General features: G+C 62.7%; 14 protein-coding genes. 7 read left to right on the forward strand and 7 right to left on the reverse strand.

All coding sequences use genetic code 11. The annotated features are described in order from the left end of the window. Positions 1-13: 13 nt before the first annotated feature. Positions 14-2467, forward strand: coding sequence for a glycerol-3-phosphate 1-O-acyltransferase PlsB (gene plsB / locus GYH35_RS15680; protein ID WP_161810848.1), 2454 nt, complete (start codon positions 14-16; stop codon positions 2465-2467). Between the two features lie 96 nt (positions 2468-2563). Beyond that, positions 2564-3754 carry a phospholipase A gene (locus GYH35_RS15685; RefSeq protein WP_161810849.1) on the forward strand — a complete coding sequence of 397 codons (1191 nt, stop codon included), beginning with the start codon at positions 2564-2566 and terminating at the stop codon, positions 3752-3754. Positions 3755-3764: 10 nt separating this feature from the next. Here GYH35_RS15685 and GYH35_RS15690 read toward each other — a convergent pair whose 3' ends face one another. Next, the gene (locus GYH35_RS15690; protein WP_161810850.1) at positions 3765-4223 is read right to left on the reverse strand and encodes a hypothetical protein; all 459 of its coding nucleotides are present in this window, start codon (positions 4221-4223) and stop codon (positions 3765-3767) included. Positions 4224-4241: 18 nt separating this feature from the next. Continuing rightward, positions 4242-4898: a CPBP family intramembrane glutamic endopeptidase gene (locus GYH35_RS15695; RefSeq protein WP_202624347.1), complete on the reverse strand. Its 657-nt coding sequence runs from the start codon at positions 4896-4898 to the stop codon at positions 4242-4244. Positions 4899-4988: 90 nt separating this feature from the next. Here GYH35_RS15695 and GYH35_RS15700 point away from each other — a divergent pair, with 90 nt between their 5' ends. After that, positions 4989-5837 carry a DUF1444 family protein gene (locus GYH35_RS15700; RefSeq protein WP_161810851.1) on the forward strand — a complete coding sequence of 283 codons (849 nt, stop codon included), beginning with the start codon at positions 4989-4991 and terminating at the stop codon, positions 5835-5837. Between the two features lie 13 nt (positions 5838-5850). Here the strand turns inward: GYH35_RS15700 and arfB are convergent, their stop codons facing one another. The 4 genes from arfB to GYH35_RS15720 are packed head-to-tail and all read right to left on the reverse strand — an operon-like array spanning position 5851 to position 8383. Beyond that, positions 5851-6270 carry an alternative ribosome rescue aminoacyl-tRNA hydrolase ArfB gene (arfB, locus tag GYH35_RS15705; protein WP_407700217.1) on the reverse strand — a complete coding sequence of 140 codons (420 nt, stop codon included), beginning with the start codon at positions 6268-6270 and terminating at the stop codon, positions 5851-5853. Continuing rightward, a complete protein-coding gene (locus GYH35_RS15710) occupies positions 6270-7586 on the reverse strand; it encodes a mechanosensitive ion channel family protein (RefSeq protein ID WP_161810853.1) in 1317 nt (438 codons plus the stop codon). Before GYH35_RS15710 ends, arfB begins: the two co-directional genes overlap by 1 nt. 9 nt (positions 7587-7595) lie before the next feature. Beyond that, positions 7596-7820 carry a YdcH family protein gene (locus GYH35_RS15715; protein WP_116808299.1) on the reverse strand — a complete coding sequence of 75 codons (225 nt, stop codon included), beginning with the start codon at positions 7818-7820 and terminating at the stop codon, positions 7596-7598. A gap of 26 nt (positions 7821-7846) precedes the next feature. Continuing rightward, positions 7847-8383 carry a DUF3301 domain-containing protein gene (locus tag GYH35_RS15720; protein WP_235936790.1) on the reverse strand — a complete coding sequence of 179 codons (537 nt, stop codon included), beginning with the start codon at positions 8381-8383 and terminating at the stop codon, positions 7847-7849. A 127-nt stretch (positions 8384-8510) separates the two neighbouring features. On the opposite strand from GYH35_RS15720, the gene yrfG reads away from it, so the two are divergent. Next, complete coding sequence (gene yrfG, locus GYH35_RS15725) at positions 8511-9182, forward strand: GMP/IMP nucleotidase (protein ID WP_407700218.1); 672 nt, start codon at positions 8511-8513, stop codon at positions 9180-9182. A gap of 21 nt (positions 9183-9203) precedes the next feature. Here yrfG and GYH35_RS15730 read toward each other — a convergent pair whose 3' ends face one another. Next, positions 9204-10718 (reverse strand): DEAD/DEAH box helicase, encoded by a 1515-nt coding sequence (locus GYH35_RS15730; RefSeq protein ID WP_161828932.1) that lies wholly within the window; start codon positions 10716-10718, stop codon positions 9204-9206. 508 nt (positions 10719-11226) lie between these two features. On the opposite strand from GYH35_RS15730, the gene trxA reads away from it, so the two are divergent. The 3 genes from trxA to GYH35_RS15745 all read left to right on the forward strand — a co-directional run bounded on the left by trxA (position 11227) and on the right by GYH35_RS15745 (position 15168). Continuing rightward, positions 11227-11556 carry a thioredoxin TrxA gene (trxA, locus tag GYH35_RS15735; protein ID WP_129640918.1) on the forward strand — a complete coding sequence of 110 codons (330 nt, stop codon included), beginning with the start codon at positions 11227-11229 and terminating at the stop codon, positions 11554-11556. A 239-nt stretch (positions 11557-11795) separates the two neighbouring features. Beyond that, positions 11796-13052 (forward strand): transcription termination factor Rho, encoded by a 1257-nt coding sequence (gene rho, locus GYH35_RS15740; RefSeq protein ID WP_129781675.1) that lies wholly within the window; start codon positions 11796-11798, stop codon positions 13050-13052. 265 nt (positions 13053-13317) lie between these two features. Further along, on the forward strand, positions 13318-15168 hold the full coding sequence (locus GYH35_RS15745; protein WP_161828933.1) for a bifunctional diguanylate cyclase/phosphodiesterase: 1851 nt from the start codon (positions 13318-13320) through the stop codon (positions 15166-15168). The last annotated feature ends 20 nt before the right edge of the window (positions 15169-15188 follow it).

Below are 15188 nucleotides of genomic sequence, written 5' to 3' on the forward strand. Positions count from 1 at the left end.
CGCGAACCCACCCATGGCTGATTTCTCCGGACTCGACAGACTCTGGTTGAGCTTGCTGCGCGCGCCCGTTTCGATGTGGGCGCGTCCGCACGTTTTGCCCGAAGATCTGCGCGCCCGCTATGCCCAGCGGGAACGGCCGATCTGCTATGTCCTGAGCGAGTCCGCGATCGCCGACCTGGTCGTGCTCGAAAAGGTGTGTGCCGCGCATGGGTTGCCAGCGCCGTCGCAGGCGTTGAAAAAGCCTCTGCCGTCGGAATCCGTGCTGTTCCTCGAGCGCCGCGCGGGTTTTTGGGGAGATCGCACCGACTATCGTATTTCCGACTCGATGCGCTCGCTGGTCGCCGCGGCGTTCGACGATCCCACGCTCGATGTCGATTTGATCCCCGTCACCGTTCTGTGGGGCCGTGCGCCCAATCGCAAAGACTCGTGGCTGCGCATCCTGCTGTCCGAGAACTGGGAGCGCGTCGGGCGCTTCCGTCGGTTGCTGTCGCTGATGGTGAATGGCCGCAATCTGTTCGTTCAGTTTGGCGAGCCGGTCTCGCTGCGGGCGGCCGTGAACGAAGGCACCGACAAGGCGCGCACCGTTCGGCGTCTCACTCGCGCGTTGCGGCTCAACCTGGCGCGCCAGCGTGCGGCGACCCTCGGGCCCGATCTTTCGCATCGACGGACGATGGCGACGCAAGTGCTGCGTGCGGGCGCCGTGCGTCGTGCGATGGCCGACGAGATGCGCTCGAAGAAAATCTCCCGCCGCGAAGCGTTGAAGCTGGCGCAGGACTACGTTTGGGAGATTGCCGCCAACTATTCGCACATCTTCGTGGCCTTCATGGCCAAGGGGCTCAGCTGGTTCTGGACGCGGCTCTACGATGGCGTCGAGTTGCATCACGTCGAACAGCTGCAGAAAGTGATCGACGGCAACGAAGTGATCTACGTGCCGTGCCACCGCAGTCACATCGACTATCTGCTGCTGTCCTACGTCATCTATTACAAGGGCTACGCCATTCCGCACATCGCGGCCGGCATCAACCTGAACATGGCCGGCGTCGGGCGCTTCCTGCGCAAGGGCGGCGCGTTCTTCATGCGCCGTAGCTTCAAGGGCAATGCGCTGTACACCATGGTGTTCATGAAATACCTGGGTTTGATGATGGCGCGCGGTCATTCGATCGAATATTTCATCGAAGGCGGGCGCAGCCGCACCGGGCGCTTGTTACAGCCCAAGACCGGCATGCTGTCGATGACTTTACGCAGCTACTTGCGCGATCCGCGGCGGCCCATCGTGTTCCTGCCGGTGTACTTCGGCTACGAGCGACTGATCGAAGGCAAGACCTACGTCAACGAGATGCTCGGCAAGCCCAAGGAGAAGGAATCCATCTTCACCATGCTGCGGACGTTGCCGGCGCTGCGCAAACGCTTCGGCAAGGTGCATGTGAGCTTCGGCGAAGCCATTCATCTGAACGAGATCCTGAAGCGTCACGATCCGGACGGTCGTCATCTGGTCGAGAAAATAGAGCGGCCGGCGTGGCTGTCGCCGGCGGTCGACGAGCTCGCGACGCGCATCATGACGAACATCAACGGCGCCGCCTGCGTCGCGCCGATGAATTTGATTGCGACGGCATTGCTCGCGACACCGAAGCAGTCGATGCTCGAAAGCGATCTGGCGCGGCAGTTGGAGTTGTATGCGTCGCTGCTGCGACAGGCGCCGTATTCGTCTTTGATCTGGGTCACCGAGATCGATGGCGCGTCGATCGTGCGCCATGGCGAGCGCATGGGCGTGATCCAGCGGCTCAAACATCAGCTGGGCGATGTCATGCAGATGACGGAGGAGAACTCCGTGCTCATGACTTACTTCCGCAACAACGTGCTGCATCTGATGGCGCTGCCGTCGCTGATCGCGTGCTGCTTCCTGAACAACCGCACCATGCGCACCGAGGATATCCAGCGTCTGATGTGGCGAATCTATCCCTATGTCCGGGACGAGTTGTTCCTGCGCTGGACGGAAGAGGAAATGAGCGCGGTCACGCTCGAAACGCTGGATGACCTGGCGAATCATGGCCTGCTCGAGTCGGTCGAAGCCGGCGCGCAATGGCGGCGTCCGCCGACCGGATCCGCCGAGGCCGTGCAGCTGTCGAACCTCGCGCAGGTCACGGTGCAGATCATCGAGCGTTACTATCTGGTGATCGCCGTGCTGTTGAAACATGGCAGCGGCCGCATCAGCCAGGACGCCCTCGAAACCCAATGCCAGCTCATGGCGCAGCGGATGTCGCTGCTGTACGAGCTGAACTCACCGGAGTTCCACGACAAAATCCTGTTCAAGAACTTCATCGATCTGCTGCGTGCTCGCAATGTGCTGGGGGTGAACGCCGAGGGACGCTTGACCTATACGGACATGCTGCCGGCGGTGGCCGACGACGCGCAGTTGGTTTTGCACGAACAGATCCGGAACAGCGTGCTCCAGGTTACACACCGCTGACGTGCAGTCGGAGATTCCCCAACTACCCACGCTGGCCGGATCAGGCGCGGCCCGGTAGGCTTCGGCTCCATTGCCTGCTCGCGGTCGCCCGGTGTCATGAATATTTCCAAGCTGTTACTCGTGCTCGCTGTATTCATCAGCTGGGGCGCGCGCGCCGACATCATTCTTTCCACGCCTCACGCCCAGGTCGTTTCAGGCACACCGCTGCAGCTCGATCTGACTTTGACGAACAGCGACCCGGAGCCGCTCATCGTGGAACTGCCGGACAAGCTTCATGTGCGCTTCGAGACGCCTACCGGGCTGTCCGTCATCGAGATGACGCCGGAGCGCACCGGGCATATCGAGGTTGCTTCAGGCGGCTTCACGCGCATGAAGTTGCAAGGTGCGTTGCCGCCGAACGTCGAAGGGGTCGCAACACTCGTGCCCACGGGGCTGGCGTCGAACTCGGTCGCTCTGCAAATTCTTCCGCCTGCGGCCAACGCGGAGGCGGTCGCGGCTAACGAGGCTACCCGTCCTGCCGAGCCGGCGAAGCAGACGTACACGACGGCGCTCGTGGATAAGCCGCCGCCGCTGGCGGTGTCGGTGTATGAGCCGGTTTATTTCATCGTCGGCGGCGACGGCGGCCTGAACGCGAAGTTTCAGATCAGTCTGCGCTATCAGCTGTTCGACAATCGGGGCCGGCTGGCCAGCCGGCTGCCCTGGATCGACGATTTGTATCTTTCGTATTCGCAGACGTCGTTGTGGGACCTCGGCGATCTCTCCAAGCCGTTCAAGGACTCGAGCTACCGGCCCCGGCTGTTCTACTCGAATACCGATCTCACCCGGCTGTTCGATGGCCAACTGCGTCTGGGCGTGGAGACTGGCTTCGGTCACGAGTCCAACGGCAAGGAAGGCGAGGACTCGCGCAGCTTCAACATGTTCTATGTGCGACCCATTCTGACTTTCGGCGACCCGGCCGGCCTGCGGTTCTATGCCGCGCCGCTGGTCCACAACTACATTTCCGCCGACGAGAATCCGGACATCGCGGACTATCGGGGCTATGTCGACTGGGTGCTCGGCTTCGGCGCGAGAGGCGGCCTGGATTTCTGGACCACGCTGCGCAAGGGCAAGCGCGGCAACAATGGCAGCGTCGAGCTGAATGTTTCCTATCCGCTGTCCAAGCTCAGCGGCGGCGATCTCACCGGCTGGCTGACCCTGCAGTACTTCAACGGCTACGGCGAGAGCCTGCTGGATTACAACCGCAAGCTGGATTCGCAGCTGCGTCTGGGCATCGCGGTGGCGTTGTAGACGACTCGAGTCAAAGCAACGCTTTCAGCGACAGCGGGCCGCAATACATAACGGTGTTGCAGATGACGAGGTTGTTCAGGAAGAAGCCTGCGCCCCAGCCGAACGCGCCGAGTGCGAGCATCGGAATCGCCACCGCGTGCCGCCGGGCCAATACCAGGCCGAGCAGATGGCCGATCGCGCCGCCGGGGATAGAGCACAAGTGGCCCAGGCCGAGCAGGCCTTCCGGCCGCGTTGCCGTGTAGTTCACCATCATATAAACGAAAAACGCCGCAGCGACGGTTAGCGACGCGCCCGTGAGATAGGGCGGCGGCGCTTTCATCAGCAGCCCGGTGCCAATGATGAATGCCGGAATGGCCAGGTAATACCAAAGACCGATGAAGAGCGGATCTCCCAGGGTCAGAACCGCAATCGGCGCCGGCAGCGCCAGCGCCGTTGCTTGCAGTAGATCTCTTTTGCGGGCCGGTTCCATGGTTGCCTCGGTGACAGTTCATTCAACATGCGGCCACAGCGCCAGGAAGTCCATGAGCGCGTGCGCGACCACCAGCGGCCACAGTCGGCCGGTCTTCGCGAACCAGTAACCGAAGATCAGCCCCATGGGGACGATGCTCGGCACGGCGATCGGGCCTTGATACAGGTGATACGCCAGTCGTATCGCGACGCTCACGTTGATCGCGAACACCACGCTGCGACGTTTCTTCACCGCGGTGATCAGATAGCCGCAAACGAACAGTTCCTCGAAGAATCCGTTCACCAGCGACAGCAGCACTACGTTCGATGCCTGCAGACCTGCCGAGATCGGCAGATTGCCGCCCGCCGCGGCGAACTGGCTGTAGATCGACCAGGCGACGATATAAACCATGTAGTCTGCCAGAACGATGACACCGCCGATGGCGGTGTCCTTCAGGGTGGGCGAGAGGCCCACATCGGCCGGGCGCCAGCCGCGCAGCGACAGGAAGATTCCCAGCATGGCCAACAGGACCGCCTCATAGGCGACCAGATCGAGCAGGGCATCGTTGGTGAGCGGGCTGGACGGTCCGCCGTCGAAGGCCGCCGTGAGGCTGCTCATCACGAACATGCCGAACGCGCCCAGCATCACCGTGGCAAACTCGGCGCGTGGCGATAATGACTCGATGATCTGTCTCAAGATCGGTCGTCCGTGGCTCGTTCAGCTGCAGAAAATATCTCAGGTCGACGCAACGGGGTGAGGCATGCTTGGCAATTCGAGGAACGGGCGATGAAACGGATCTTTGCACTGGTGGGCCTGCTGCTGGCGCTGGGCGTGCATGCGGCGTCGGATGTGTTATCGCCCCAGCAATTCACGGAAGAATTCAGGGCGGCGCTCGCGGCAGCTTTGCCGGATGCGACGGTTGCCGTCGTCGAGCCGCTGCATCTGACGATCAAGGCGCCGGAAGGGGAAACAGCGCGCGCGTTTCTCGACAATGCCTATAGCGAATATTCGCGCGCGCCTGAAGACAAGTCGGACGTGATTGCACGCTACGTCGCCTCGTTCGCCGAGAGCACGAAGGAGCCGGGGCCGCTGGATCCACAGCAAATCGTGCCGGTGGTCAAAGATCGCGCGTGGTCGAAAGAGGCGCGACGCGCCGCCAGAGCGCGCGGCGGCAAGGCGCCCGCGGAGCAGGTGATCGAGGAGTTGAACGATGACCTGGTGATCGTCTACGCCGAAGACACTCCGCAGAACATCCGTTATTTCGGCCCGAAGGATCTGCAGGAAGCCGGCGTACAGAAAGACAAGCTGCGGGCGCTGGCGATCGAGAATCTGCGCCGGATCCTGCCGCATCACGAAGCTGTGAAGGGGCCGCTGGTCTCCATGATGACCGCGGGCAGCGATTATGTGCCGAGCTTGCTGTTGCTCGATGAGGTCTGGAGCGCCGAGGAGCTCGGCGTCGAGGGCGAGATCGTCATCGCGGTGCCGACGCGCGATGTGCTGTTGTTCACCGGCTCGAACAACAAGGAAGGCGTAAAGAAGCTCCGCGAGCTGGCCAAGAAGACCGCCGCCGACGGCCCGTACTCACTCACCGATCGGTTGTTTGTTTATCGCGGCGGGAAGTTCGAGCGCTTCTAGGAGACGGCGCGGGTCACCAGTCGTGCGTGACCTTCCGTCCTTTCTTCACGTCGCTGCGCTTCTGTTTGCCTTCCAGCCGTCGTTCCTTCGACGCGCGAGTCGGCTTGGTCGCCTTGCGAACGCGAGGCTCGATGCGGGCTTGGGCGATCATCTCGCCCAGCCGTTCCAGCGCGTCGCGTTTGTTATGTTCCTGCGTGCGGAAGCGCTGCGCGCTGATGACGATCACGTCGTCGCTGGTGAGCCGGCGGCCGGCGAGGGTGCGCAGGCGAGCGCGAACGCGCTCCGGCAACGCGGGCCATAACTTCAAGTCGCAGCGGAGTTGGGCCGCGGTGGCGACCTTGTTGACGTTCTGTCCGCCTGGGCCTCCGGAGCGGATGAAGCGCAGGTCGATGGCTTCTTCCGGGATGCCCAGCTCATTCTCGAGCGCCATGATCAAACATCGCGCGCGACCGGGCCGCGCTCGCGCATTTCCAGAATGACTTCGCGCTGGGCGACCGGAATGATGATGTCGTTCTCCTTGAACAGCCGCCAGATGGCGCGATTCGCTTCGGAGCGCACGTTGTTCACGCCCTCCTGCGGATCGGCGATCCAGAAGCGCAGCTCCAGGTCGAAACCGTAATCGTTGAAGCCCATCATGCGCGACACCGGCTTGGGATCGCGCAGGATGCGAGGCTGGTCCTCCGCCGCCTTGAGCAGCAGCTCCAGCGCCTTCTCCGGATCGCACTTGTAACTGACGCGCACGGGCAGCTTGAGGCGAACGCGCGGATCGGTATAGCTCCAGTTGATCACCGGACTGGTGATCAAATTCTGGTTCGGCACCAGCGTCTCGACGCCGTCGCGGTCGCGCACGACGACGTAACGGCCGCGCAGCTCCTGCACCCAGCCGAAGCCTTCGGTGCTGGTGCCGGTCGTGCCCGTGAAGCTGATGACATCGCCCGGCTTGATCGAGCGATCCATCAGCAGCACGAAGCCGCTGACGAAGTTCGCCGCGATGGCTTGCAGGCCGAAGCCCAGGCCGATGCCGAGCGCGCCGGTGAAAATGTTCAGGGTGGTGAGATCCAGGCCCGCGGCATTCAGGCCCAGCAGGATCGACAAGCCGATCAGGAACGCCTGCGAGAACTTCGCAATGCCGATGCGCATGCTGAGCGCGAGACCCTGCATCGACATCAGCCGCCGCTCGAACCAGCGCGCGATCCACACCGCGACCAGGATGAACGCGCCGACAGTGAACAGGATCTTGATCACCGACCACAGCGTGATGCGCCGGTTGCCGGCGTTGATGCCGACGCTGTCGAATGCCTGCACCAGCGGATCGAACCAGCCCAGCACGTGCAGCGCCAGCAAGCTCCAGATCGCGAACGTGATGAAGTTGCCCCAGCCCTTGGTGCGGTTGCCGAGCGACACGCGCACCACATAGACGGCGAAGCGGATCAGCAGCAGCAGGCCGGACAGTGTGATCGCCAGGTCGACCAGCTTGCTGTCGGCCTTGAGCGCATGCAAAGCGCCGCCGAATGCCGCAATGAGCACCAGCGCCGCGAGGTGCGGAGCGGTGATCATCAGCGCTTCGGTCAGGCGTGCCTGAAACCCGGTCTGCACCAGCGCAAGCTTGCCGCGCTCGGTATTGCGCACCTGCCGGCCGAACCACCAGGCCACCAGAATGGCGATGGCGATCGCTGCCAGTTGCAGAAGCGATGTAGGAGTGAGCAGGGCCTCCAGAGCCAGGCCTGCGTTATGCAGCAATTCCTGCATGAGTGGGGATCAAGCGTTGAGGTCGGGGATCAGCTCGCTTTCCAGGCGGGCGATCTGGTCCTTCAACATGAGTTTTCGTTTCTTGAGGCGTCGCAGTTGCACTTCGTTGACGTACAAGTCCATCTGCAACCGGTGGATGACGTCATCCAGGTCGCGATGCTCGATGCGTAACTCCCGCAGCCGCTCCAGGCGACGGAAAGTTTCAGTCTCGACGTTGTTTTCCGCTTCGCTCATCGGCGCGTACTTTAGCGCAAGCCGCACTACTGATGGTGATCCTGACCGTTTGTGTGGTCGGTCGCGCCCGTGCGCCGCTGTGAGGGCGGTTGCTGTTGTTCGGTCCCGCGGCGACGCGCACGCCAGTCCGCAAGGTCGAAGACCTGGGCGCTTTCCACCGGGCCGGGCGCCGGAGGTTCGGCGGGCGGTGGCGGAGTGAAGGTCGCCGACAGCGAAATCGATGGCGCCGGCGGCTGCGGCTGACCGCGCCGCTCCTCGCCGGGTGCGTAACCTACTGACTCGACGCGCCGACCGAGCAATATGACGAATCCTTGACGCCGCTCGATACTGTTGGCGGTGTAATCGAACACGTACGTTCTACGGATGGCGAGTTGACCCTGCTCACGGGTGAACGCCAGTCGCGCGAATGCGACAGTACCGTCCAGGAATTGCAGGCTCAGGCGCTGGCAGGCCTCCATGGCCGCGGCATTGGCGCGTTCACGGGCCGCGAGACTGTCCCGCAGGAACCAAAGACCTGCGGCGCTCATCACGATCAGCACCAGTGCGCCCCAACCCAATTGCATTAACCCGCATCCCCCGACATTGCCGACTCAAGCTGCCACAAAGGTTGCCCTATCATACGGCCACCCGCCGCCGCCACGAACCGAGAATTTGCGCTTGAGCTCCTCCCTGATTTCCGCAGCCCGGTCCGTGGCTTCCCTGCCGCGCTGGCAGGCTATCGATACTGTGTTGCTGGACATGGACGGCACGCTGCTGGACCTGCGATTTGACAATTATTTCTGGCTGGATCTGGTTCCGGAGCGTTACGCCGCCAAGCACGGACTGACACTGGACGAGGCACGCGAGGTGTTGCGCCCGATGTTCGCGGACCGGCAGGGCACGTTGGACTGGTACTGCACGGATTTCTGGACGCGCGCGCTGTCGCTGGATATCGCCGGCATGAAGCGCGAAGTGTGCGAACACGTGCGGTTCCTGCCGGGCGCGGAGGAATTTCTGCGCGCGTTACGAGAGAAGGACGTGCGCATCGCGTTGGTAACCAATGCGCATCGCGACTCGTTGAAAGTGAAGGCGACCCAGACCGGCTTGCTGAACTATTTCGACGTGGTGTTCAGCTCGCACAGCTTCGGCATGCCGAAGGAACATCCGGCGTTCTGGCAGCAGCTCGAAGCGGCATTGGGATTCGATCCGCAGCGGACGTTGTTTGTCGATGACAGTCACTCGGTGCTGCGCGCCGCGAAGAACCACGGCATCGCGCACATCTTCGCCATTTCGAAGCCGGATTCCGGGATGGACAAGCGCGAGGTCACGGAATTCATGTCGGTCGAAGCCGTGAGCCATCTGCTCGGCGAGCTGGCTGAATAACGCCGGCTCGCCGCGCTCCGATCAAGTCGCTTCCGGCGCCGGCGGCGTGCCTGGGCTAGTGCTGTTCGAACGTTTGCTACGACGTCTGCGGCGTCTCTTTCTCGGCGGCGCTTCGTGCGCAGCTTCGCCGTTGGCTCCGCTCGCATCGGCTTCGTTGGAGACGACAGCCGCGGGCGCTTCTGCCGCGGGCGGACGAGGTGATGAATGACCACCGCCACTTCCACCACCACGACGCCGATCGCCACGGCCTCCACCGCCTCCGCGACCGCCGCCGCCTGAGCGACCACCACCGCCACGTCCTGGTTTGCCACGACCGCCGCCACCACCGAAGCGACGTCTCGGCAGTGGAGCAGGGGAAACGATCTCGGGAAGCATGTCAGTTGCGACAGCCGCGACGGGCAGCTTGCGACCGATGTACGCCTCGATGTCCGGCAGGGAAATCACGTACTCCTCGCAACCGAAGCTGATCGCATCGCCTTCGGTGCCGGCGCGCGCGGTTCGGCCGATGCGATGCACGTAGTCCTCGGGATCCTGCGGCAAATCGTAGTTGAATACGTGACTCACATCGGGAATGTGCAAACCGCGCGAAGCGACGTCGGTGCCGATGAGAACCGCGAGCGTGCCTTCATGAAAATCACGAAGCATTCGCAGGCGTTTGCGCTGAGGCACGTCGCCTGAAATCGCTTCGGCGTTGATGCCATTGCCGCGCAACAGCCCTTCGATTTCCTCGGCCGCGCGTCGGGTGTTCACGAACACCATACTGCGGCGCGGGTCCATGTGCTTGAGCAAGCCGACCAACAAGCGCGGCTTCTCATCGTTGGATGGGTAGTAGATCACCTGACGGACGCGATCCACCGTCATCTTGTCCGGCTCGATGCGCACCAGCGTCGGCTCGTTCATGTGCTCGTAGGCGAGCTCGAGCACGCGATGGGAGAGCGTTGCCGAGAACAACATGTTGAGACGGGCTTGAGGATCCGGCAGCCGCCTCAATATGTAGCGGATATCCGCGATGAAGCCGAGATCGAACATGCGATCGGCCTCATCCAGCACCAGCACTTGCACCGAGCGCAGGTCGATCACCTTCTGTTTGACGAAGTCGATGATGCGGCCGGGCGTGCCCATGAGAATGTCGACGCCCTGCTCGAGGTGATGCTTCTGTTTCTCGTAGTCGACGCCGCCGAAGGCGAGGCCGAGTTGCAGGCCCGTGTGCGAGCCGAGCACCTCGGCGTCGCGATGGATCTGGACAGCGAGCTCGCGCGTTGGGGCGATGATCAAAGCCCGCGGTGCATTCAAGCTGCGCGACGCCGGAGCAGGCTCGCGCATCAGTCGCGCGTACATCGCTACTAGAAATGCCGCGGTTTTCCCCGTTCCTGTTTGCGCCTGCCCGGCTACATCGAGCCCGGCAAGAGCTTGCGGCAGGGTTTGTGCCTGGATGGGCGTGCAACGCTCGAACGAGGCGTCAGCCAGTCCTTTCTGCAGAGCTTCCGGCAGATGCAGGCTCGAGAAGGACAGCTCGGTTAAGTGCGAATCAGCCATTCGATATGATTTACCCGGTGGAAGAGAGGGGGGCGCTTGCAAATTGCCAGGCACCCGGTTTTAATAAGCCTCAACGAAGCGGACTCATCCGCACCTGCCCCGAACGGAGCACAGGCTCCAAGCCCCTCGAAGTCGTATCCCTCAGCGGAGTATCTCATTCGATACTCATGAGGGTGCTCAGGGGGATACTCAAGCGGACACTCGACCGGAAGGGGCGAGTAACTGGCTTTAGCTTTAGCAGACTGGCTTACATCGAGCACGAGCACCGCTCACACAGATTTTTCCGAAGCATTCACGCGGCCTTCGTATGGAGTTCGGCCCAAGGCAATCAAGTCACTAGGCCCGGGCATTGTGCCCGACCGGACACGTTCAAGCCACCCGGTCATTTCTGCCGACCCATATGGCGCGTCGCCGCCCACATTCACACGCATGACCGAACCGAAGGTTTGAGTCGCTCCAATTCCACACCACCCGCCTATTTCATTCCATCACCCCCGGAGAGTTTCTGGTGAGCAGCGAGACGATTGTGCATGTCACCGACGCCAGCTTCGAAGATGACGTCGTCAAGGCCAAGGGCCCGGTCCTGCTGGACTTCTGGGCGGAATGGTGCGGGCCCTGCAAGATGATCGCGCCGATGCTGAACGAGATCGCGACCGAATATAAAGAGAAAGTCACGATCGCCAAGCTCAACATCGACGAGAACCCCAAGACGCCGCAGCGCTTCGCCGTGCGCGGCATTCCCACCCTGATTCTCTTCAAGAACGGTCAGGTCGAAGGCCAGAAGGTGGGAGCCCTCCGTAAATCAGACCTGGCCGCATTTCTGGACAGCAAACTGTGAGAGGCTATCTCGGCAATCAGGCCCGTAATCGCCCGGGCGGCAACAAAGGTGGCGGCGGCGGCGGTCGTTCCAATCGCGGCAACGACGGCAACCGTGGTAACCGCGGCAACCGCGGCGGCAACAATGGCGATCATCGCGGGGAAGGGCCGCAACACGACGACCTGCCGCAGGACGACGCGTTCGACGGCGATGACGTCGGTGTAATTTCCCCAGCCGAGCTGGCGGCCTCCCGCCAGTCCATGAACCTGACTCAGCTGAAGCTGAAGCCGGTGCCGGAGCTGGTGGAGATCGCGCAGAAGATGGGGCTGGAGAACCTGGCCCGTTCGCGCAAGCAGGACATCATCTTCTCCATCCTCAAGGCGCATGCCCGCAGCGGCGAGGACATCTACGGCGACGGCGTGCTGGAAATCCTGCAGGACGGCTTCGGCTTCCTGCGCTCCGCCGACAGCTCCTATCTCGCCGGGCCCGACGATATCTACGTCAGCCCCAGCCAGATCCGCCGCTTCAACCTGCGCACCGGCGACTCCATCTCCGGCCTGATCCGTCCGCCCAAGGACGGCGAGCGCTACTTCGCGCTGCTCAAGGTCGGCGAGATCAATTTCGACTCTCCCGAAGGCGCCAAGCACAAGGTGCTGTTCGAGAACCTGACGCCGCTGCACCCGACCAAGCGCTTCAAGCTGGAGCGCGGCAACGGCTCGAGCGAGGACCTGACCGCGCGCATCATCGACCTGGTGGCGCCGATCGGCAAAGGTCAGCGCGGCCTGATCATCTCCCCGCCGAAAGCGGGTAAGACGATGCTGTTGCAGAACATCGCCAGCTCCATCACTTCGAACCATCCCGATGTCTATCTGATCGTGCTGCTGATCGATGAGCGTCCGGAAGAAGTGACCGAAATGGCGCGCACGGTGCGCGGCGAAGTGGTGTCGTCGACCTTCGACGAGCCGGCCACGCGTCACGTGCAGGTCGCGGAAATGGTGATCGAGAAGGCCAAGCGCCTGGTCGAGCACAAGCGCGATGTCGTCATTCTACTCGACTCGATTACACGCCTCGCGCGTGCCTACAACACCGTGGTGCCGAGCTCCGGCAAGGTGCTGACCGGCGGTGTCGACGCCAACGCCCTGCAGCGTCCGAAGCGCTTCTTCGGTGCGGCCCGAAACATCGAGGAAGGCGGCTCGCTGACCATTCTCGCCACGGCGCTGATCGACACCGGCTCGCGCATGGACGACGTGATTTACGAAGAGTTCAAGGGCACCGGCAACTCGGAAATCCACCTGGATCGGCGCGTGTCGGAAAAACGCGTGTTCCCGGCCGTGAATATCAATCGCTCCGGCACCCGCCGCGAGGAATTGATCACTTCCGCCGAAGAGCTGCAGAAGATCTGGATTCTGCGCAAGCTGCTGCACCCGATGGACGAGCTGGCGGCGATCGAGTTCCTCATCGACAAGATGAAGGACACCAAGACCAACGGCGACTTCTTCGACGCGATGAAGCGTTAAACCAGCGCACCGGTACCACCCCCTCCCCAAGGGGGGCAGGGCTTGGGCAGGGAGGCCCTGATGCAGCGGGCACATGGACGTGCAGGAGCTGCCCGGTGTGCGGTCCCTCACAGATTCCGCATTTGTATGTGTAGTCCACGATGGCTCGGTGCCGTCGATGCGAAACCGTTCTCTGTTCCCATTCGGGGGACGGACTTAACTTGCGTCAACTCCAAAACCCTACGGAATCGAGGGGAAGGCCGGGTAATCCCGGCAACAGTTGCGCATGTCCGACCCACGTCCCGACTCGCCGACGCTACGCCTGCGCCGATTGGATGCATCGGCGCTGGAGCTCGCGGAGCTCATGCGCGAGGGACGCGTCACAACCCTGTTTCAGCCCATCGTCGACCCGCGCTCGCGCGGCGTTTGCGGCTACGAAGCCCTGACCCGCGGCCCGTCCGACAGCTGGCTGCACGCCCCTCAGAATCTGTTTGAAGCGGCCCGTCGCGCCGGCCTGAAGGTCGAGCTCGACTTCCTGTGCATGCAAAACGCCTTCAAGCGCTTCGTCGCGGCGCGCGTGTCCGGCCAGCTGTTCATCAATGTTTCGCCCGACACCATCTACGAGCATCCGAACTTCGCGCAGCGTTTCGTCGATCTGGCGAGCAGCGTCGGCATGCCCATGGACCGTTGTGTCATCGAGCTGACCGAGGAAAGTCTGCTGGAAGACTACGACCGCCTGCGCTCTGCCATGCAGCGGTTGCGCGAGGTGGGCTGCGCCATTGCCATCGACGATCTCGGGGCGGGCTCGTCGGGCCTGCGCACCTGGTCGGAGCTGAAGCCCGATTACGTGAAGATCGATCGTTATTTCGTCACCGGCATCGATGCCGACGCCACCAAGCTCGAGTTCGTGCGCTCCATGCTCGACATGGGCCGCGCCATGGGTTGTCGCGTCATCGCCGAAGGCGTCGAGACCGAGCGCGAATGCCGCGAGCTCGTGGATCTCGGCCTGGATCGGCTGCAAGGCCATTTGTTCGGCCGTCCCAGCTCGACGCCGGCCGTGGCGCTCCAGCAGGTGGAGTCGCTCGATCGCTCCATCGTTACTTACACGGCGCTGCTCGCCGAGCACATCGCGACGTACGTGCCGCCGGTGCCGCCGGACATGCGTGTCACCGAAGTCGCCGATTTGTTCCGTGACAACCCCGAGCAACTGACGCTGCCGATCGTGCAGGAAGGCCGGCCGCTCGGCGTCGTGCGTCGCGAGCGCCTGTTCGATCTGCTCGCCAAGCCGTTGCATCCGGAGATCTTCAACAAGAAGCCGGTTACCGCGGTGATGGAGACGCCGACATTGCTCATCGACGGTCAGCTGCGCCTGGAGCAGGTGAGCCGCCTGGTGACGCAGAAGAGCCGGCCGCGGCTCACCGAAGAGTTCGTCATCACCAAAGACGGGCGCTATCACGGTCTGGGTCAGACCATCGACGTGCTACGGCTCATCACCGAACAGCAGCTGCAGTCGGCGAAACATTCCAATCCGCTGACGCTGCTGCCCGGCAACGCCGCGGTCCGCAGAAGCATCGACAAGCTCATCGAAGTGCGCAAACGTTTCATCGTCGCGTATTTCGATCTGGATTCCTTCAAGCCCTACAACGACGTGTATGGCTATGCGCACGGCGATCAGGTGATCCTGCATCTGGCCGGGCTGCTCAAGGAGCATTTCTCGGCGCGGCTGGATTTCGTCGGTCACGTGGGCGGCGACGACTTTCTGGTCGTCATGCGTTCGGCCGACTGGCGCGAGCGCGTGGTGAATGTGCTGAACCGATTCAGCGAAACCGTCGCAGCGTTCTATTCGCCCGAGCATGCCTCGGCGAAGTCCATCACCGCGACCGACCGCGACGGCCGCCCGCGCAAGTATCCCTTGCTCACCCTGTCCGTTGCCGCGCTGGATTCGGAGACTATCGGTGCGACCAGCGCCGATGCCGTTGCGCAGCTGCTCGCACACGTGAAGAAGTATGCCAAACAGCAGACCGGCAACAGCTTCGTGCTCCGAAGCGACGACCGAATCGTCGACCTGCTCGCCGCCGCCCGGCGCGCCTCGCAGGCCGACATGCTGCCGATGGAGCAGCTGATGAATAGCGCCTGAGGCGTGTCAACCCGATAACG

This window comes from Steroidobacter agaridevorans (assembly GCF_009932555.1).
GTDB lineage: Bacteria > Pseudomonadota > Gammaproteobacteria > Steroidobacterales > Steroidobacteraceae > Steroidobacter > Steroidobacter agaridevorans.